Raw genomic sequence first — 18,106 nt, forward strand, 5'->3', positions numbered from 1 at the left:
CTGGTGCTTCTCATCGGCTCCATCGTGCGCATCGGCGCCTCGATCTATCTGCCGGCGATGCCGCTGATCGGAGAGGAGCTGCGTATCTCACCCGAGCGGATGAGCGACACGCTGACGGTCTATTTCGTCGTCTTCGCCTCGTTCATTCTCGTGGCGGGGATGCTCAGCGACGCCTACGGGCGCAAACCGGTGCTCGTGTCGGGCATGGCCTTTTTCATCGCCGGTTCGGCGCTCTGTGCCACGGCTGGCAGTTACGAAGCCCTGATGGCAGGACGTGCGGTACAGGCTTTCGGTGCCAGCATGATTCCGGGGACCCTGATGGCGATGGCCAGAGACGCCTGCTCGGACATGCGGGTCGTGACGCTGATGGGATGGCTGGCGGTGCTGGGAGGTCTCTTTCTCGTCGCCGCACCGATGATCGGCGGAGTGCTGACCCACTGGCTGGGGTGGAGCGCCAATTTCTGGTTTCTGGTCCTCTTCACCGCCGCCGTCTTTCTCACGACGCTGCTGAAGATCCCCGAAACCCATCCCCCAGGAAGCCGCACACCCCTCCACGCCCCGGCCACGCTGAAACTGCTGGGCACGATGCTCTCATCCTCCTCTTTCATCCTTGTGCTGCTTCCGGTGATAGCATTTTTCGCCATTCAGGGGGCTTTCCTCGCCGCCGCACCCTATGTCGTGATGGGCCGGTACGGCCTGGGACCCGTCGCCTTCGGCGTCAGCAACATCGTCATCGTCATAGGGCTATTCGCAGGACGCTGGGCGGGTGCGCGGCTTTTCGAAAAAAGGGGCGGAACGGCTGTCTACCGCTACGGTGCGGGGGCCGCTCTGATCGTGGCCCTGCTCTTTGCCATGCTGGGAACGCACCGGCTCGAGGGGTTGTGGAGTTTTCTGATCGTCGTGGGGATTTTCGCAGGACTGTTCGGGGGAATGGCGCCGGTGGGGATGAAGTCCTCCATTACGGCGTTCAGAAGCAACAGCGGCGTGGCAGCGGCCCTCCAGGGCGCCCTGCTGATGGGAGCCTCCGCCCTGGGAAGCGCCGCCGTCGGCGCGCTCATGCAGAGATCGGCCGAACCGGACGCCCAGAGCGCCTTCGCTCTCGTCGCCGCTCTCCTCTCTCTCGTCGCCGCGGCGGCGGCGCTGAAAAGCCGGCCCGTTTGAAAGGTTTCAGAACCTAAAGACGTTGCCTTTACCGCTCTGCTCGACCTTCACGTACTTCTTCTTGACATAGAGGATCTCGTTGGTCCGCTCCAGCTGAATGCGCACGAACATGCCGTGGGGCATGTTTTCGGTATCGAGCACGTGGATCTTCTCTTTGGGGGTCAGCACGACGCAACCCTGCTGCATGATGTAGAGCTCCTTGTTGCCCTGATCGGCACTGTAGGTTTTGATCTTTTTGAAAGCCTCCATGTCGGGGCATGCGATCGCCGTGCTCGTAATCCTGTCGGCCTGCAGCTGAAGGGCCGCGACAAAAAGTGTCGTCAATATCACTCTCTTTTTCATCATTGTTTCTTTCCTGATTGTTTTGGTGTATTTTTGAGATGAATTCTAACATATTTCCATGGACCGATCGTGTATGTTCACATCGGTTATCACCGGTCGGCGTCGGCCAGAACGATGGCGGAATGCACCGTAACGCCGGCACGAAGCAGCGCTCCCTGTGCCTCCTGCAGCGTCAGGCCCGACGTGACGATATCGTCGATCAGTACGGCCCGGATCTTTTTGGGACCTTCGTAGAGGAAGTCTCTGGGATTCGCCAGCCTGAAAGCGAGAGGCTGTCCGGCGTAGGAGACTCTGTTTCTGGCACGAAGCGATGCGAACCGCGGACGATACCCGTACCGTTTCAACTCCCTGGCCAGAAGCGCCGTGTGGCTGTATCCTCCCGAAGCGTCGTCGTCGACGGGTATGGCGGCGAGTCCCTCCTGCGCTTTCTCCAGGACGCTGAACGCCTCCCGCGCCAGAATGCGGTAGACGAACCATCCATGGGGCAGATGTTTGGTCAGCAGAAAGGGTTCGATCTCGTCGTAGGCGTAGAAAGAGAGGACTTCGAGCCCCGTATCGAGCCGCCGTATCCGGGGATAGGGACGCAGATAGAGCTCCCTGCATTTGGGGCAGACGAGAGTGGCAGAGAAGCGACGGCAGCTCAGGCAGCGCATGTCAGGGGTGAACGGGAAACGGTGAACAGTGAACGGGACGGCTTTGGATCAATCCATTTCCCATTCCCGATTTCCGATTCCAGATTCCCGATTATCGCCAAAATCAGTCGATCTTGAGCACCGCCAGGAAGGCGTCCTGAGGCAACTGTACCTTGCCGATCGCTTTCATCCGCTTTTTCCCCTCTTTCTGCTTTTCGAGGAGTTTGCGTTTTCGGGTGATGTCGCCGCCGTAGCATTTGGCGGTGACGTTCTTGCCCATCGACTTGACGGTCTCCCGGGCGATCACCTTGTTGCCGATGCTCGCCTGCACCGCCACTTCGAAGAGCTGGCGGGGGATCAGCTCTTTCATCGTCTTCACGAGCTCCCGGCCTCTGGATTGGGCCTTTTCGCGCGGCACGATGATGCTCAGCGCGTCCACCACTTCGCCGGCGACCCGCACGTCGAGCTTCACCAGATCCCCTTCGCGGTAGTCGATCGGCTCGTAGTCGAAGCTGGCGTACCCTTTGGTGGCGCTTTTGAGCTTGTCGTAGAAGTCGACGACGATCTCGTTCATCGGCACGGCGTAGACCAGCATCACCCGATCCTCGTTGAGATACTCCATCTTCTCCTGCACGCCGCGCCGGTCGGCCATCATCGTGATGATGTTGCCAAGAAACTCGGTGGGAGTGATGATCGTGGCCCGGACGTAGGGTTCGTAGATCTTGGCGATCTTGACCGGTTCGGGCATCTCGCTGGGGTTCTGCACCTCGACGACACTGCCGTCGGTGAGCTCGACCTTGTAGACGACGGTGGGTGCCGTGGCGATCAGATCGAGGCCGAACTCCCGCTCGAGCCGCTCCTTGACCACCTCCATGTGCAGCATCCCCAGAAACCCGACACGGAAACCGAATCCCAGGGCCACGGAGGTTTCGGGCTCGTAGCTGATGGAAGCGTCGTTGAGCTTCAGTTTGTCCAGGGCGTCACGGAGCTCTTCGAACTTGTCGGTGTCGATCGGGTAGAGACCGGCGAAGACGAAAGGTTTGGCCTCCTTGAAGCCGCCCACCGGCTCGGCCGTCGGATGCCTGGCATCGGTGATCGTGTCGCCCACGGCGACGTCGCTGACGTTCTTGAGCCCCAGGACGACGATGCCGACTTCGCCCGTTTTGATCTCTTTGGTTTTGGAAGGCTTGAGGGGGTGGGGATAGCTCAGGTCGAGCACCTGATGCTTTTTGCCGGTACCCATAATAAGCACTTCCTGTCCCTTTTTGATACTGCCGTCGAAGACCCGCACCAGTGCCAGAGCCCCCAGATAGTTGTCGAACCAGCTGTCGTAGATGATCGCCTTGGTCGGCGCCTCTTCGTCCCCTTTGGGGGCGGGCACCCGCTCGACGATGGCATCCAGCAGTTCGATGATCCCCTCGCCCGTTTTGGCGCTGGCGTAGATGGCGCCGGAACAGTCCAGACCGATGGTCTGCTCGATCTCCTCGACGACCCGGTCGGGATCGGCGGCGGGAAGGTCGATCTTGTTGATGACGGGGATGATCTCCAGGTCGTTCTCCAGCGCGATGTAGACGTTGGCGATGGTCTGGGCTTCGACCCCCTGGCTGGCGTCGACGACCAGCAGCGCCCCTTCGCTGGAGGCGAGCGACTTGCTCACTTCGTAGCTGAAGTCGACGTGGCCGGGGGTGTCGATCAGGTTGAGGATGTAGGGCTCGCCGTCTTTGACGTAGGTGAGCCGTACGCTCTGTGCCTTGATCGTGATACCCCGCTCCTGCTCGATGTCCATCGTGTCCATCATCTGGGTGCCGAGCTCCCGCTCGGTGACGGCGCCGCACTCCTGGATGATACGGTCGGCCAGTGTACTCTTGCCGTGGTCGATGTGGGCGATGATGGAGAAGTTGCGTATTTTGTCCTGCATGGATACCTTTTCGGAATTATTCGATGGTTTCAAGGGCGGAAACGAACGCTTTGCACCCCTCTTTTTTACATGAAAAGCGAATTGACGCTTTCGTTGTGATAGACACGCCGGATCACTTCGGCGAAAATCGGTGCGGCGGGCAGTACCGTGATCTTGTCACACGACTTTCTCAGCGGCAGGGTATCGGAAACGATCAGCTCGTCGAGTTCCCCTTCGCTGATGCGGTCGTAGGCCGGGCCGCTGAGTACCGGATGGGTACAGCAGGCGATGACGCTTTTGGCGCCATGCTCTTTCAGCGCTTTGGCGCCCTTGACGATCGTGCCGGCCGTATCGATCATATCGTCCACCAGAACGATGTTTTTCCCCTCGACTTCGCCGATGATGTTCATCACTTCCGATTCGTTCGCCTTTTCCCGCCGTTTGTCGACGATGGCCATTTCGACACCCAGACGGCTGGCGAAATATCTAGCCCGAGCCACTCCGCCGATATCGGGGCTCGCGACGATCAGATTGTCCAGGTTTTTCGATTTGATATGGTTGATAAAGAGGATCGCTCCGTAGAGGTTGTCGACCGGAATGTCGAAAAAGCCCTGGATCTGGCCCGCGTGGAGGTCCATCGTGATGATCCGGTCGATGCCAGCCGTCTGGATCAGGTTCGCTACCAGTTTCGCCGTGATCGGAACTCTCGGTGCCGCTTTGCGATCCTGTCTGGCATATCCGAAATAGGGAATGACGGCGTTGATGGAGCGTGCCGAACTGCGTTTGAGAGCGTCGGTCATGATGAGCAGTTCCATCAGGTTGTCGTTGGCCGGCGCACCGGTGGACTGGACGATGAAGACGTCACGGCCACGGACGCTTTCACTGATCTGGCACCCGATCTCACCGTCGCTGAAACGTCGGATATTGGCGCCGCTGAGGGGGGCGTCGAGGTACTTGCTGATCTCCGCCGCAAAGGGTTCCGAAGCCGTTCCGGCAAAAATTTTGTATCCGCGCATAGGCTCTACCTTCTATATGTAAAATTAGTGCGATTATATCCAAAATTCCCAAAAGAATCTATTACGATTTTCTATGATAACAATTTGTGTTTGAAATAGTATATGGTACAATATTTGACACCACAACATTCAAAGGAGAACACATGAGCAAACTGGACGAAAAGATCGAAAAATACACGGAATCGTGCAAAAAACTTGGACTGGACGTGAGTGCGGAACTGGTCGAAAAGGTCACCCGCGGACTGGGACCCTCCATCTACAACGCAGACGCCGAATCGGTCTCCTGTTCAGACCCCGAAGAGCTGGCGAGGGTACGTGAAAACTTTCTGAAGAAAAAACTGGGTCTGAGCGAGAGCGACGAAACACTCGATGCCGCCATCAAAGAGGTATGCGAAGCGATGGGAAGTTCCAACCGCAACAAATACCGCGCACTCTTCTATGCCATGCTCGCCAAAAAGTTCGGCAAAGAGGACGTTTACGCGTAAATTGAAATTTCGGATTTTGTAAGATATCTGGATTTCGAGAAAGATGGTCGGGGTGAGAGGATTCGAACCGGAGGGGCGTCAAGCGAAAGCGAACTGCTTCGCTTTCGTAGCCCCGCACGCCGATGCCGATGTTTGCGAAGCGAACCGGCAGACGGCAAAAAATCTTCGATATCTTCTGTCAGGATTTTGATGGATTGTAGATGATGGTCGGGGTGAGAGGATTCGAACCTCCGGCCTCCTCGTCCCGAACGAGGCGCGCTAACCAGGCTGCGCTACACCCCGCGCAATGCAGACTGGAATTTTACTCGAACTTTTCTTAAAAAGAGCTCATTCGGAGCCTGTAATCCATCCCCCACCCAAAAGTTTTTCCCCTTCGTAAAAGACGGCCGCCTGTCCAGCCGCGACACCGTAGACCGGCTCCTGCAGATGGATCACTCCCCTCTTTTGGCTGTCGATCTCGACCTTGCAGCGGATCGGTTTGGTTCTGTAGCGGATCTTGACATGGCACTCCAAAGAGGCCGTTTCATCCATCAGATGGGTCTTTTCGATGAAAATCTTCGTCGCCAGCAGTGTATCCTGGGTCGTCACGACGATCTGGTTCGTCTCAGGCCGGATCTCCTTGACGTAGTGGGGCACCTGCGCACCCCTGACGAAAAATCCCCGCCGCTTGCCGATCGTGTAGTGCATATACCCTTTGTGGTGACCGATGACGTTGCCTTCCGTATCGAGAACCTCTCCGGGCATATCGATGTTCATGTGCTCTTTCAGTACGTCGACGTAGGTGGTCTCGACGAAACAGATTTCGTTCGACTCCTTCTGTGTCGCGAAGTGTTTCAGCGCCTCGATCTGGGCCGCGAAGGCTTTGACGTCCTCCTTCATCCAATCCCCGAGGGGAAAGAGAAGCCGGGGGATGATACGTTTGTCGATATCGAAAAGGAAGTAGCTCTGATCCTTGCTCTTGTCTTTCGCTTCCAGAAGATGGGTGCCGTCGTGACGGACATAGTGCCCCGTCGCCAGATAGTCGGCCCCGATCCTGTCGGCGTACTCCATCATCTTTCCGAATTTGATGAAACGGTTGCAGACGGCACAGGGATTGGGCGTGAAACCCTGCCGATAACTCTCGATGAATGGAACATACACCGCCTCTTCGAAGGCTTTCGAAAGGTCGATCATCGATACTTCGATGCCAAGATAGTCGGCCACTATCCTGACCCGTTCGAAGTTCTCCTCATGATACCCGGATTTGTCGTGGAGCCGCATATAGACCCCTTCGACTTCGTATCCCGCATCTTTGAGCAGTTTGGCGGTCACCGTCGAATCGATGCCGCCGCTCATTCCTACCAATACTTTTTTCTTCATCGTTTCACCCACGTTTGATAGCTATTATCATTTTTATCTTTTTGAATATACCGTCAATCGATGGAAAAATCAAGAGGCGGCGTCAAACGGGCGGAGGAAGGCCCGCCGCGCCGGGCCCAGAGGAGTGTTTTCAGGATTTGAGGGTTTCGAGGCGGTCGCGCTTGGTTCCGATATGGGTGATCTGCACACCGAAGTTGCCGTCGACGATCACCACTTCGCCGTAGGCGATCACCTTGTCGTCGACCAGGATCTCGAGAGGGTCGTTGGCCAGCTGATCCAGCTCGATCACCGAGCCGATATCCATCGACAGGACATCCTTCAGAAGCATCTTCTTGCTTCCGATTCTCACGCGCAGCGGCAGTTTGACATCGAGTATCAGGCCGATGTTTTTCATCTCCGACTCGTCGATGGAGGCGAGGGGCTCACCGCATTCGTCCGCGGGTGCGGCGGCAGCGCTGTCCAAAGAAGGAGACGCGGCGGCCGTCGCTTTTGACCCATTGTCGAGCAGTCCCACGAGGTTTTCGTCCAGCAGCGTCATGAAGATACCGTTGACGGCTCCGAGGGAGAAGTTGTAGGCCAGAAGTGTGTGGAAACCGTCCAGGTCGATATCTTCACCCTCCTGGAAAAAGCGGATATCCTCTACGTTGAACGTCAGATCGGGAAACTCTTTCTGTGCCTTCATCGCCGTCGAAAGGGCACCGAAGATGTTGGAGACGATCTCCTTGACCGCATCCATATCGTCGGCATCCATCGTCGGTTTGCTCTCCCCTTCGCCGCCGAGCATCATATCCGACAGCGCCGTTCCCAGTGTCGGCGACATGACGACGGCCATCTTTCCGTGCATATCGCCCTCCACGCCGATCGTCACCACCGCCATGGGCGCGATGATGTTGGAAAATTCGGTGATCTCCTCCCGGTTCTTGAAGGTCACTTCGGGGCGCTGCCCCGTCAGTCCCTCGATCGTCGCGGCCGTCTCACTGGCCAATAGTCCGATCCACTCAGCCATTGACGACCTCCTCTTCATCGTTCAGCGTTCTCGCCAGCCGCAGCATCCGTTCCTGCTCGATCTCCTGCAGAATCTCTTTGACTTCGTCTTTTTCGTCGACGATCAGCTCCGTCACCTCCAGGGATTTCCTGAAACGCCGCAGACCGATCTTCCCGATGAAACGATCCTTGCCGTCGGCATTGATGACCGCCGTGTCGTCGGCGGGCCTATCGAGACGGACGATGTCTCCCTTTTTGAGGCTCAGAAGCTCCTTGAGGCTCAGTTCGGCATCGCCGAGAAATGCGCTGACATTGACCCGTGCACCGCCCACCAGGGCTTTGAGTTCCTTGTTGCGGCTCTTTTTCGCACTCGTTTCAGTGAGCATGAAGTCGCGGCTTCCCAGCTTGTTCAGGATCGATTCGAGGGTGATGACCGGATAGCAGATGTTCATCATGCCGCTGCTGTGGCCGATGACGATCTCCATGACGACCATGACGACGATCTCGTTCTGGGCGACGATCTGGATGACGTTGGGACTCGACTCCTTCGACTCGACGTTGGGGTAGATCTCGATGACCGGCGCCCACGCCTCCTTGAGGGTTCCCATGATGATCCGCAGGATCGAATCCATCAGGTTCAGCTCGATATCGGTGAACTCCCGGGTCGTCTCGTAGGGCTCGCCGGTACCGCCCAGCAGACGGTCGACCATCGGAAAGGCGATGGAGGGGTTGATCTCCAGGATGCCGCTGCCGTCGAGTGGTTTCATCGAGAAGACGTTGAAACTGGTGGGGCTGGGCAGACTCATCAGAAATTCGCCGTAGGTCATCTGATCCACCGAGTGCAGCTGGATCTCGACGATGGAGCGCATCACCGAAGAGATCTGTGAAGCCAGGGATCGCGCCATCTTGTCGTGGATGCCCCGAAACGCCCGCAGCTGTTCCTTGCTGACACGGTTGGGGCGCTTGAAGTCGTAGAGGGTGATCTGGCGCTGGTCGAAGACCTCCTCTTCGCTCTCCAGCGCCTCGGGGGTCCCTTCGTCCTCGACCGCTTCGAGGAGGGCGTCGATCTCTTCCTGGCTGAGTATGTCTGCCATCTTGCTATCCTATGCTGTCCCGGATTTTCGTGATGACACGCTTGTGCACCTGGGAGATTCTCGAGGGCGTGATGTCGAGGATTTCGGAAATCTCCTTGTAGGTCAGCTCCTCGAAGTAGTACATCTGCATGATCATCTGGTCGCGCTTGGGCATCGTCGAGAGGACCTCCATGATCTTTTCGATCAGCTCCTCCTGCTCGATCTGGGAGAAGGTGTCCTTCTGCTCGCTCTCGAGCTGGTCGTCGAGCGGCAGGACGTTGTAGATCGCCGCGACCCGGCGCGCCTCCTTGATCTTCTGTTCATCCTCGTGGAGAATCTCGGCGATGTAGGCGTTTTCGGGCTCCACACCGTGCTCGTCCATATACTGCGAGATGATCTCGTCGATCATCTTGATCAGCTTGCGGTTGGCGCGGCTGACGATGTCCAGGGACCTCAGATAGTCGAGCATCGCCCCGTAGACCCGGGTTTTGCCGTATCCCCAGAAGGAGTCGTTCTGGTTCTTGTCGTAGCGGCGCGCCAGCTTGATCAGTTCTTCGGCACCGATGCTGACCAGATCGTCGAACTCGATCGAACGCGGCAGGCGCTCTTTGAGACGGTACGCCATCGCTTTGACCGCGGGAAGATACTGGACCGCGAGTTCGTCCTGATAGTGGCGGATCTGGTCGTCGTAACCTTTGACCATCATGCTCTTCTACTCTCTTTTCTTGCTCTCATCGGATTGTCGTCTTTTGAAAAAAATGCCTGGTTCGCATCGAGTTCCACTTCTCGCTGCAGCAGTTGGTTGTAGAAATAGTCGAGTTTTCTGTCATAAGCCTCTTTCTCGAAATGTACTTTGCCGAATTCCATAAACCGGATATACAATGCGACGCTGATATGGGCCATCAGGTAGAAGAAGAGGGTCGAAAGAGCGACGACGGAGAGGATGTCGAAAGGATCGCTCTGCGTCATGAATCCAACCATCAGGCCGATGAAAAACCCGAATACCAGCCAAAAAGCGATAAAATTCTCTTCTCGCATTCTATTACCTCATTATACCAAACCCGATCGTTCCTACGGATAAAGTCCGATCCGGTCCGCATCGTCAGAATTGTCCCAGCAGTCTCTTGAAGAAGGTCCCGATACCGCTCTCTTTCTGGCCTTCAAGCATTTTGTGTTCCTTTTTGCTTCCCAGTTGTGTCGCGACCGCTTCGATATCCCCCGCCGGACCGATATTGGCGAGTTCTTTGCAGACCAGGACACGCTGCTTGACACTTCGGGCCACATAGGCGTCGCTGCGTACCGTACCCAGAAGCTCCAGCTCCAGCTCCCCGCCGATATTACCGGAGGCCACTTTCTGGATCGTATCGAAGATCTTCTGCCCCTCCTTGGCGTTTTTCACCTGGTTGACGACCATCTTGATACGGTCTCTTATCTTGCTGATCACCTTGACCATCGCGTAGGCGTCGGTGATGGCCGCCGGATCGGGCACCGTCACGACGATGACGTCGTCGGCCGCTCTGAGAAACATCTGGATCGTGTCGCCGATCCCCGCTCCCGTATCGATGATCAGAAAATCGAGATTCTCCAGCGTCTGGGCCTCGTCGAGGAAACGGCTGACGATCGTGGCGTCGGAAAACTTCAGGATCTCGTCCCCGCTCTCGCCGGGGATGAGCCAGAGATTCTCCTCCAGAGGCACGATGATCTCCTCGAAGGTCGCCTCCCCTTTGAGCACGTGGAGAATGTTCTTTTCCGCCCGGACGTTGAACATCACGTCCAGATTCGCCAGGCCGATATCGGCATCCATGATGCCCACTTTGAAACCCTTTTGGGAGAGGACATAGGCGATGTTGGCACTCAGGGTGCTTTTGCCCACACCCCCCTTCCCGCTCGTGATGGCGACGACACGTGTCGAACCGCCGTTGGGCTGGCGGCTGTCCACCAGCGCTTCGAGTCCTTTGGCCTGCGTACTCATGCTCCGCCCTTTTTCGCTCTGCCTTCCATCAGAGACTCTACAAGATAGTCGCTGTCGGCACACATCAGATCGTCGGGAACCTCCTGGCCCACCGAAAGATAGCTGATCGGTTTTTCGGTCTCGTAGACCAGCGAGAAGATGTTGCCGAATCCCCGCGTCTCGTCCAGTTTCGTGAAGATCAGCGTATCGATCCCCAGGGGCGAGAAGTTGCGGTAGATCGCCCGCAGATCCTCCAGTTTCGTCGGCGCCCCCATGACGAGATTGACATCGATGCCCACTTCGTTGTTCGACGCCAGGAACTGCTGCAGTTTCTCGATCTTCTCCTTGTCGTACTGACTGCTTCCGACCGTGTCGATCAGGATGATATCCATATGCTGCAGTGTCTGGAGCGCCGTGATGAACTCCGGCGGGTCGACGACCGCCTCGATGCCGATGCGCATCATCTTCGCGTACTGCATCAGCTGCTCCACGGCGCCGATACGGTAGGTGTCGAGGGTGATGATGCCGACCTTGTACTTCTTTTCCATCAGATAGGCGTAGCGCGCCGCCAGTTTCGCCAGCGTCGTCGTCTTGCCCACCCCCGTGGGACCCACCAGCATCATGATCTTCTTCTGGGGCGGGACCAGGTCCTGCTCGAGACGCACAGGCACCATCTTGCGCAGCAGCGTCCTGAAATAGCGGCGCACCGTCTTGGAGGACATCCGCATCTGCAGCGGCATGTGCTCGAGCGTCAGCCGCATGATCTCGTCCAGATGCACGCTATCCATGCCGCTGGCTTTGGCGATCCGGTAGATCTCGGCGAACTCCGGAGGTATCGAACCGGAGAGGGGTTTCTTCTCCTCCCAGACCATGTTCTGGATCAGCTTCACTTTGTCGGCCAGTTTGAAGAGTTCGCTTTTGATCGCCTTGAGCTCCTCCATCTCCTTTTTCGCATCCTCCGTCGTGACCGGCTCCTCCTTGATCTCGAACTTCGCTTTCCGGGAGGGTTCGGGCCGGGTCACATTGGCGATTTCGGAGATCTGGCGGGCCGCTTCGGAGATGTTGACCAGCACCTCTTCGGGATTTTCCATCATCTTCTCGTCCATCCTCCTTTTCGACCCGCCGGCGGTGGCCGCTTCTTTCGCAGGGGTTTTCTTCGGAGGCGTATCCTCGATGGCGACGACCACTTCGTAGAGGGCCGGCTGGGAGAGCGTCTTTTTGCGGATCTGCTTGGTGCTGACGACGAGGGCGTCCTCACCGCACTCCTTCTGGGCCGCCTTGAGCGCCTGGGCCGGTGTCGGTGCCGTGAAGGTCATCAATTTCATCTATTCTCTTCCTTCATGAACATCAGGGGAATCATCACCGATTCACGTGTATGGAAATGGGGATGCGGCAGCTGAAGCCTCCATGTCCTCAAACGCAAACGATCATAAAATATTATATCCAAATCGAGCGTTCTCGGGGCGTTTTTGAAACTGCGCCTCCTTCCGAAACGCTTTTCGACCCACAGCAGATAGCGCAGCAGTTTCAGAGGGGAGAGATCGGTCTCTATCCGCATGGTCGCGTTGAAAAAATCGGGCTGGTCGGCGTAGCCGAAAGGCGGGTTCTTCAAAATCACGGAGGTCTCCGCCACCCTGACCAGACCGCCGCGCCGCAGATAGTCCACGACCCTGTCGAACCGCTTCACCACGTCGCCGAGATTGCCCCCCACGCCGACGATGGCTTCGTGGCGGTACCCCCCACTCCCGAAGCGCCCCGGAAACCGCTTCGACGAAAGCAGCGAAAGTCCCTCTTTCATCGGTTTTGTCACAATATTTCCGCCCTCCCGTCGCGCATGACCACCATATCCTCGATCCGGATGCCGAACTCTCCGGGAAAATAGAGGCCCGGCTCGATCGTGAAGACCATGCCGTCTTCGACGACGGTCCGTCCGCGTGCCGAGATGTAGGGCATTTCGTGGATATCGAGCCCCACACCGTGCCCCGTGGAGTGGACGAAATATTTCCCCATACCGGCATCTTCGATCACCTCCCGGGCCAGCCGGTCGATCTGCGCCCCGGTCATGCCGCTGCGCGCCTTTTCGATGGCCGTGTCGTGGGCTTTGCGTACCAGATCGTAGGCTTTCTGGATCTTAGGCGAAGCGAACCTCTGATCGTCACCGAAATCGACCCCCTCTTTCACGAAGACGGTGCGCGTCCTGTCGGAGCAGTAGCGCCGGTACTTGAGTCCCGCGTCCACCAGAAGCAGATCGCCCTTTTTCATGACGACGTCGGTCGGCAGGGCGTGGGGTTTGGCGGCGTTGGCGTTGATCGCCACGATCGGATCGAAACTCAGATCGTATTCGCCGTAGTGGCTCATGGCCGATTTCATTTCGAAATGGAGCCGCTTTTCCCGCTTGTCGAGTCCCGAAAGGTTGAGATAGCGCGCGAAGATATCGAACCCTTCCCTTCCGAGCTCGGCCGCTCTTTTGAGCAGGGCGATCTCCTCCCCGCTCTTGATCATCCGTTTCTGATGCGAAAAATCGGGCATGGGCGCGAAATGGACGTGGGGGAGCTTCTCCTCCAGCATCTTCAGCGCCTGGACGCTCCAATCTTTCGGATCAAAAACGACCCGTTTCACGCCGCGGCCCCGCAGAAAGGAGCGGGCCGCTTTGAAGAGGTCGGAGGCTTCCACGACGGATGCGCCGCGGACCTGCTCTTTGGCTTCGACGGTGTAGCGGCTGTCGGTGATGAGCCACGCTTCGCTTCCGAGACGAAGGTAGAGGGCGTTGTCGCTGCTGTAGCCGCACTCGTAGTAGATGGCGTTTTCGTCCCGGAGAATGTAGTTCATCGTCAGCCCTGCTGCGCCTGCTGCTGTTTCTGCATCTCTTTCATCGCCTTGATCTCGTTGAGGATCTGCATCATCGCGACCATCGCGAGATGGTAGCTGAAGGGGCCGAAACCGCTGATCTGACCCGCGCAGACCGGCGCGATGAGACTCTTGTGGCGGAACTCCTCCCGCGCGTGGATGTTGGAGATGTGGACTTCCACCGTGGGGATGGCCACCGCCGCCACCGCGTCGCGGATGGCGATGGAGGTGTGGGTATATGCCGCCGGGTTGATGATGATGCCGTCGGCGTCACCCAGACACTCCTGGATCTTGTCCACCAGCTCCCCCTCGAGGTTGCTCTGGAAAAACTCGATCTCCACACCGTTTTGCTGGGCGAACGCCCGCATCTGCTCGTGGATCTGCTCCAGCTTCATCGGTCCGTAGACGTTCTGTTCCCGGACCCCCAGCATATTGAGGTTGGGTCCCTGGATCACCATGATTTTCATCTCTTTTCCTTTAAAACGATTTTTAATGAGAGATTTTATCTAGTTTTGTCATAATCTTGGCTAAATGTGGTGAAAGATGGGCGGCGAAGCGTCGGAAGATCCCCCGGCGGCTCCCGTCGGCCGGACCATCCCACACAAAGGAGCGTATGTGACCATCATAGCCGCACGGTGGCTCTTCGACGGCGAAAAGGTGCTGGAAAACCTGGCCGTCGCATTCGACGAAAAGATCCTCGAGACAGGCCCGTTCGAGATTCTCGAGACCCGCTATCCCGATGCCGACATCCTTCGGCTCGGAAGCGGGGAGGTACTGCTGCCCGGACTCGTCAACCCCCATGTGCATCTGGAGTTCGGGGCCAACACGACCCATCTGAAATACGGGGACTTCATGGCGTGGCTGCAGAGCGTCATCGCCCACCGGGACGAACTGATCGACGCCTGCCACGCCGCCTGCTACAAACGCCAGATCGAAGAGATGCTCCACTCCGGCACCACCTGTTTCGGCGCCGTCAGCAGCTACGGAAAGGAGCTTACCGCGTGCCGGGCCGCACCTCAGCGCGTCGTCTATTTCAACGAAGCGATCGGTTCCCAGCCCGCCGCCGTCGACGCCCTCTACAGCGACTTCATGCAGCGCCTCGAAGAGAGCGAAAAAGCGGCTTCCGAACGGTTCGTTCCCGCCGTCGCGATCCACGCCCCCTACTCGGTCCATCCCGTCCTGATGAGAAAGATCCTCGAAGAGACCGAAGGAAAGCCTCTGACGGCCCACTTCATGGAGTCGCCCGCCGAAAAGGAGTGGCTCATGGAGGGCAAAGGGCCCTTCCGGTTCTTCTTCGAAAGCTATCTGGGCCAGAGCAGTCCGCTGTGCCATCCCGAAGCTTTTCTCGAACTCCTCGACGGCAGGAAAACCCTGTTGACCCATGCGGTCCAGGCCGACGAAAAGCTGCTGGAGAGGATCGCCGAGGCGGGCCACGTCATCACCCACTGCCCCCGGTCCAACCGCCTGCTGGGGTGCGGCAGACTCGCCATAGAGAGCGTCAGAAAAAAGGGGATACCCTGGCTGCTGGGGACCGACGGCCTCAGCTCCAACACGTCGCTGAACCTCTGGGACGAGATGCGCGCGGCGCTGATGCTCCACCACCAGGCGCCGCTCGATCTCTTCGCCGCCGATCTGCTTCGTGCCGTCACATCCCGGGCGGCCGACGCCCTGGGCCTCTCTGTCGGACGCATCGAGGCCGGCCGCTGTGCCGACCTCGTCACCGTCGCCCTGCCGGACGCGCCGGAAAACGGAAAGAGCGTGGCGACACAGCTTATCCTGCACACGCGGTCCGTCGATCGACTCTACATCGGAGGAAAACAGTATGTCTGACTTTTTCAAAAAACTCTTTCTGCCCATCACGGCCACCCTCGACTTTATCCAGAAGTATTTCAAATCGCTGCTTTTCATTCTGATCCTTCTGCTGATCCTGGCCCCCGCCAGCACCGAATCGGTCAAACCGCCCAACCTGGCCACCCTGACACTGGCCGGTCCCATCATGGACGCGGAGAAGATCGTCAAAGAGATCGAAGCGCTGAAAGAGGAGGAGGATATCAAAGGGGTTCTCTTTCTCGTCGACTCCCCCGGCGGCGCCGTAGCCCCCTCCGTGGAGATCGCGCTCGCCATCAAGCGCCTCAAGGCCCAAAAGCCGGTCGTCGCCTACGCGGCGGGAACGATGGCCAGCGGCAGCTACTACGCTTCGATCTGGGCCAGCAGAATCGTCGCCAACCCGGCCGCCACGATCGGGTCGATCGGCGTCATCATGGAGGGGATGAACATCAAAGGTCTCATCGACAAGCTCGGCGTCAAGCCCCAGGTGGTCAAAGCGGGAAAATACAAAGAGGCGGGCACGCCTTTCAGGGAGTGGACACCCGAGGAGCGCAGAGAGATCGAAACCCATGTGCTGGACATCTACCATATGTTCGTCAAAGATGTGGCCAGCGCGAGACACCTCGACCCCACCCACCCCGAAACCTTCGCCGACGCCCGGATCTTCATCGCCTCCAAAGCCCAGAAGGTCGGCCTGATCGATCAGGTGGGATCTCTCGAAGACGCCAAAGCGCTGACCAAGACCCTCAGCGGCGTCAAAGAGGCACGATGGAAAGAGAAGAGCAGATGGGAGCAGTACATCGAAAACCTCGCCGAACAGTCGGCCAGAACTTTCGCGAGTCAGTTGCGGGGATGGATCGTACGTTAAGATAGACTTATATTTCAACTGAAAGAGAGATTTAATATGAAACCGGCTATGATTAAATACTTTTTATAAAAAAGGAGTGGTTTCATGAAAAAAATTGGATTGTTGGCCATCGCTCTGGTTACGGCGGGTACAATGACACTGGGTGCGTCCACCCATGTAAAAGATGCGGCGAGTGTCTACAAGAACAGATGCGCCAACTGCCACGGCGACAAAGCCAACGGCGTACCGAAAATCACACCCGCTCCGGGTGTCGATCCCCGTGAGGCGGATGCCAAAGGGATCGTCTCCGAAGAGAGCGCGAACGTCTATGGTCCTCCGCTCAACGGACTGAGCAAAGAGGAGCTTCTCAAAAAGCTCGACGAGATCAGAAACGGTGATTTCGACAGCGAATCGACCCATGCCGCCATGCGCAAAAATCTCGAGGAGATCGAAAAGCGTGAAGGAAAGATCTCCGACGAGGCGATGGCCGAGTACATCTACAACACCTTCGGCCCCGGCTCGGAGTGACCCCTCTCTCCATGCCCCGCAGCGGGCATGGCCTCAATCCATCTTTCTGATTTTCATCAATACCGTCCGGGTGATCGTCGCCGTGACACTGTCTCCCTTTTTCAGATTTTCCAGATGGGCCACATCCTCTTTGACATGCACGGTGCGCCGCTCGCCCGTCGGGCCCTCCAACGTGATGAGCCGCTTTTTGTAGTCGATGTCGACGACTTTGGCAACCAGGCGGGTCACTTCGACCGCCTTGAGGGTGGGAACACCCGTTTTTGGGCCTGCCACCATCTCCTGCGCTACCGAAGCGCTCGGTACGCCCCCTCTGATCCCTTCGATCACCGCCTCTTCGTAGATCGTCACGACCAGCCAGTCTCCGGGATGGATCTTTTTGAGGTTGTGAAGCTGTTTGTCGACATGCAGCTTCATGCGCTTTTTCCCTTTGAGTATCAATTCACCGCTCTTGTAATCGACATCTTCCACCTCCATCATGTACTCACTGCTTGCAGAGATGACCCTGGAGGGCATCCTGGGTGCGGTTTCGTTCACCGCCGCATGGAGAGATCCTGCACTCAGCAGGAGTGCTGCAGCGACCGTTAAGAAACTCTTTTTCCTCATAGTGACTCCCTTGTTTTGGTTGTATGCCCATTATAACCCAAAAACTGTGAATCGAGGTATCGGAAAAAACGAAAGAAAGTGGAATAGAGGGGGGAGAAGAGGGGCGCGATGGCCCCCCTGAAGATCAAAATCGGTTGAAATCGCCTCGGGGCTGTCGGGGTTCGCGGGGACGCGCTTCGTTGACACGAAGATTTCGGCCTCCCACTTCCTTGCCGTTGAGGGCTTCGATCGCTTCGTTGGCCGCATTGTCGTCCGGCATTTCGACGAAACCGAACCCTTTCGAGCGGCCGGTCTCTCTATCGCTGATGATACGCGCGCTGCTTACTTCGCCATACTGTTCGAAAACTTCTTTCAGTTCACCATCGTCCATTCTGTAAGACAGGTTGCCCACGTAGATATTCATTCTACTTCTCCAAATAAAAAACTCTTCCGAATTACAAAAAATTCAATATTTTTTATAAAACGGACGAAACACTATAACATAATCCAGATTACAGGAATGGCAGTGGGAAGAATTTTGGAGTTTTTATGAAAACATGTAGCGAAAGGTCGCA

The 18,106-nt window shown here is 57.3% G+C and carries 21 protein-coding genes and 1 tRNA gene; 5 read left to right on the forward strand and 17 right to left on the reverse strand.

The features are described 5' to 3' along the window. Positions 1–1,161: MFS transporter (locus Q1K23_RS03040; RefSeq protein WP_300362220.1), on the forward strand; the 1,161-nt coding region annotated here is incomplete at its 5' end. Positions 1,162–1,167: 6 nt separating this feature from the next. Here Q1K23_RS03040 and Q1K23_RS03045 read toward each other — a convergent pair. The 4 genes from Q1K23_RS03045 to Q1K23_RS03060 all read right to left on the reverse strand — a co-directional run bounded on the left by Q1K23_RS03045 (position 1,168) and on the right by Q1K23_RS03060 (position 5,048). Then, the gene (locus tag Q1K23_RS03045; RefSeq protein ID WP_300362222.1) at positions 1,168–1,503 is read right to left on the reverse strand and encodes a hypothetical protein; all 336 of its coding nucleotides are present in this window, start codon (positions 1,501–1,503) and stop codon (positions 1,168–1,170) included. Between the two features lie 89 nt (positions 1,504–1,592). Continuing rightward, entirely contained in the window at positions 1,593–2,156 is a 564-nt protein-coding gene (locus Q1K23_RS03050) for a ComF family protein (RefSeq protein ID WP_300362224.1), read from the reverse strand. 103 nt (positions 2,157–2,259) lie between these two features. After that, on the reverse strand, positions 2,260–4,053 hold the full coding sequence (lepA, locus tag Q1K23_RS03055; RefSeq protein ID WP_300362226.1) for a translation elongation factor 4: 1,794 nt from the start codon (positions 4,051–4,053) through the stop codon (positions 2,260–2,262). Positions 4,054–4,118: 65 nt separating this feature from the next. Next, the gene (locus tag Q1K23_RS03060; protein WP_300362229.1) at positions 4,119–5,048 is read right to left on the reverse strand and encodes a ribose-phosphate pyrophosphokinase; all 930 of its coding nucleotides are present in this window, start codon (positions 5,046–5,048) and stop codon (positions 4,119–4,121) included. A gap of 143 nt (positions 5,049–5,191) precedes the next feature. On the opposite strand from Q1K23_RS03060, the gene Q1K23_RS03065 reads away from it, so the two are divergent. Further along, a complete protein-coding gene (locus Q1K23_RS03065; protein ID WP_300362231.1) occupies positions 5,192–5,533 on the forward strand; it encodes a DUF2853 family protein in 342 nt (113 codons plus the stop codon). Positions 5,534–5,737: 204 nt separating this feature from the next. Here Q1K23_RS03065 and Q1K23_RS03070 read toward each other — a convergent pair. The 11 genes from Q1K23_RS03070 to aroQ all read right to left on the reverse strand — a co-directional run bounded on the left by Q1K23_RS03070 (position 5,738) and on the right by aroQ (position 14,214). After that, positions 5,738–5,815, reverse strand: a tRNA-Pro gene (locus Q1K23_RS03070). Between the two features lie 45 nt (positions 5,816–5,860). Further along, a complete protein-coding gene (gene mnmA, locus Q1K23_RS03075; protein WP_300362234.1) occupies positions 5,861–6,892 on the reverse strand; it encodes a tRNA 2-thiouridine(34) synthase MnmA in 1,032 nt (343 codons plus the stop codon). Between the two features lie 130 nt (positions 6,893–7,022). Next, positions 7,023–7,898, reverse strand: coding sequence for a flagellar motor switch protein FliY (gene fliY / locus Q1K23_RS03080; protein WP_300362236.1), 876 nt, complete (start codon positions 7,896–7,898; stop codon positions 7,023–7,025). Continuing rightward, on the reverse strand, positions 7,891–8,970 hold the full coding sequence (gene fliM / locus Q1K23_RS03085) for a flagellar motor switch protein FliM (RefSeq protein ID WP_300362239.1): 1,080 nt from the start codon (positions 8,968–8,970) through the stop codon (positions 7,891–7,893). Before fliM ends, fliY begins: the two co-directional genes overlap by 8 nt. A gap of 4 nt (positions 8,971–8,974) precedes the next feature. Next, positions 8,975–9,655: an RNA polymerase sigma factor FliA gene (locus tag Q1K23_RS03090; protein WP_300362241.1), complete on the reverse strand. Its 681-nt coding sequence runs from the start codon at positions 9,653–9,655 to the stop codon at positions 8,975–8,977. After that, positions 9,652–9,918, reverse strand: a complete 267-nt coding sequence (locus Q1K23_RS03095; RefSeq protein ID WP_300362244.1) for a hypothetical protein — start codon at positions 9,916–9,918, stop codon at positions 9,652–9,654. Before Q1K23_RS03095 ends, Q1K23_RS03090 begins: the two co-directional genes overlap by 4 nt. Positions 9,919–10,051: 133 nt before the next feature. Continuing rightward, entirely contained in the window at positions 10,052–10,921 is an 870-nt protein-coding gene (locus Q1K23_RS03100; RefSeq protein WP_300362247.1) for a MinD/ParA family protein, read from the reverse strand. Further along, positions 10,918–12,225 (reverse strand): flagellar biosynthesis protein FlhF, encoded by a 1,308-nt coding sequence (gene flhF, locus Q1K23_RS03105; RefSeq protein ID WP_300362249.1) that lies wholly within the window; start codon positions 12,223–12,225, stop codon positions 10,918–10,920. The genes Q1K23_RS03100 and flhF overlap by 4 nt, the downstream gene beginning before the upstream one ends. Then, positions 12,222–12,710, reverse strand: a complete 489-nt coding sequence (gene folK, locus Q1K23_RS03110) for a 2-amino-4-hydroxy-6-hydroxymethyldihydropteridine diphosphokinase (protein WP_300362251.1) — start codon at positions 12,708–12,710, stop codon at positions 12,222–12,224. Before folK ends, flhF begins: the two co-directional genes overlap by 4 nt. After that, positions 12,707–13,729, reverse strand: a complete 1,023-nt coding sequence (locus Q1K23_RS03115) for an aminopeptidase P family protein (RefSeq protein WP_300362254.1) — start codon at positions 13,727–13,729, stop codon at positions 12,707–12,709. Before Q1K23_RS03115 ends, folK begins: the two co-directional genes overlap by 4 nt. A gap of 2 nt (positions 13,730–13,731) precedes the next feature. Continuing rightward, positions 13,732–14,214, reverse strand: coding sequence for a type II 3-dehydroquinate dehydratase (gene aroQ, locus Q1K23_RS03120; RefSeq protein WP_300362256.1), 483 nt, complete (start codon positions 14,212–14,214; stop codon positions 13,732–13,734). Between the two features lie 148 nt (positions 14,215–14,362). Between aroQ and Q1K23_RS03125 the strand changes: the two genes are divergently transcribed. From Q1K23_RS03125 to Q1K23_RS03135, 3 genes are all read left to right on the forward strand, one after another. Next, positions 14,363–15,577 (forward strand): metal-dependent hydrolase, encoded by a 1,215-nt coding sequence (locus Q1K23_RS03125; protein WP_300362258.1) that lies wholly within the window; start codon positions 14,363–14,365, stop codon positions 15,575–15,577. After that, on the forward strand, positions 15,570–16,442 hold the full coding sequence (gene sppA / locus Q1K23_RS03130) for a signal peptide peptidase SppA (protein WP_300362260.1): 873 nt from the start codon (positions 15,570–15,572) through the stop codon (positions 16,440–16,442). The genes Q1K23_RS03125 and sppA overlap by 8 nt, the downstream gene beginning before the upstream one ends. Positions 16,443–16,526: 84 nt before the next feature. Then, positions 16,527–16,949, forward strand: coding sequence for a c-type cytochrome (locus tag Q1K23_RS03135; RefSeq protein ID WP_300362262.1), 423 nt, complete (start codon positions 16,527–16,529; stop codon positions 16,947–16,949). Positions 16,950–16,982: 33 nt separating this feature from the next. Here Q1K23_RS03135 and Q1K23_RS03140 read toward each other — a convergent pair whose 3' ends face one another. Then, a complete protein-coding gene (locus Q1K23_RS03140) occupies positions 16,983–17,483 on the reverse strand; it encodes a hypothetical protein (protein ID WP_300362265.1) in 501 nt (166 codons plus the stop codon). Positions 17,484–17,676: 193 nt separating this feature from the next. Next, positions 17,677–17,955 carry an RNA-binding protein gene (locus tag Q1K23_RS03145; RefSeq protein ID WP_300362267.1) on the reverse strand — a complete coding sequence of 93 codons (279 nt, stop codon included), beginning with the start codon at positions 17,953–17,955 and terminating at the stop codon, positions 17,677–17,679. Between the last annotated feature and the right edge of the window lie 151 nt (positions 17,956–18,106).

The sequence above is a fragment of the Hydrogenimonas sp. genome (assembly GCF_029933015.1).
Classification (GTDB): domain Bacteria; phylum Campylobacterota; class Campylobacteria; order Campylobacterales; family Hydrogenimonadaceae; genus Hydrogenimonas.

Excerpts from the sequence above, each read along its gene's own strand:
- Q1K23_RS03045 (WP_300362222.1), bottom strand. The coding sequence starts at position 1,503 with ATGAAAAAGAGAGTGATATTGACGACACTTTTTGTCGCGGCCCTTCAG.
- Q1K23_RS03050 (WP_300362224.1), bottom strand. The coding sequence starts at position 2,156 with ATGCGCTGCCTGAGCTGCCGTCGCTTCTCTGCCACTCTCGTCTGCCCC.
- lepA (WP_300362226.1), bottom strand. The coding sequence starts at position 4,053 with ATGCAGGACAAAATACGCAACTTCTCCATCATCGCCCACATCGACCAC.
- Q1K23_RS03060 (WP_300362229.1), bottom strand. The coding sequence starts at position 5,048 with ATGCGCGGATACAAAATTTTTGCCGGAACGGCTTCGGAACCCTTTGCG.
- Q1K23_RS03065 (WP_300362231.1), top strand. The coding sequence starts at position 5,192 with ATGAGCAAACTGGACGAAAAGATCGAAAAATACACGGAATCGTGCAAA.
- mnmA (WP_300362234.1), bottom strand. The coding sequence starts at position 6,892 with ATGAAGAAAAAAGTATTGGTAGGAATGAGCGGCGGCATCGATTCGACG.
- fliY (WP_300362236.1), bottom strand. The coding sequence starts at position 7,898 with ATGGCTGAGTGGATCGGACTATTGGCCAGTGAGACGGCCGCGACGATC.
- fliM (WP_300362239.1), bottom strand. The coding sequence starts at position 8,970 with ATGGCAGACATACTCAGCCAGGAAGAGATCGACGCCCTCCTCGAAGCG.
- Q1K23_RS03090 (WP_300362241.1), bottom strand. The coding sequence starts at position 9,655 with ATGATGGTCAAAGGTTACGACGACCAGATCCGCCACTATCAGGACGAA.
- Q1K23_RS03095 (WP_300362244.1), bottom strand. The coding sequence starts at position 9,918 with ATGACGCAGAGCGATCCTTTCGACATCCTCTCCGTCGTCGCTCTTTCG.
- Q1K23_RS03100 (WP_300362247.1), bottom strand. The coding sequence starts at position 10,921 with ATGAGTACGCAGGCCAAAGGACTCGAAGCGCTGGTGGACAGCCGCCAG.
- flhF (WP_300362249.1), bottom strand. The coding sequence starts at position 12,225 with ATGAAATTGATGACCTTCACGGCACCGACACCGGCCCAGGCGCTCAAG.
- Q1K23_RS03115 (WP_300362254.1), bottom strand. The coding sequence starts at position 13,729 with ATGAACTACATTCTCCGGGACGAAAACGCCATCTACTACGAGTGCGGC.
- aroQ (WP_300362256.1), bottom strand. The coding sequence starts at position 14,214 with ATGAAAATCATGGTGATCCAGGGACCCAACCTCAATATGCTGGGGGTC.
- sppA (WP_300362260.1), top strand. The coding sequence starts at position 15,570 with ATGTCTGACTTTTTCAAAAAACTCTTTCTGCCCATCACGGCCACCCTC.
- Q1K23_RS03135 (WP_300362262.1), top strand. The coding sequence starts at position 16,527 with ATGAAAAAAATTGGATTGTTGGCCATCGCTCTGGTTACGGCGGGTACA.
- Q1K23_RS03145 (WP_300362267.1), bottom strand. The coding sequence starts at position 17,955 with ATGAATATCTACGTGGGCAACCTGTCTTACAGAATGGACGATGGTGAA.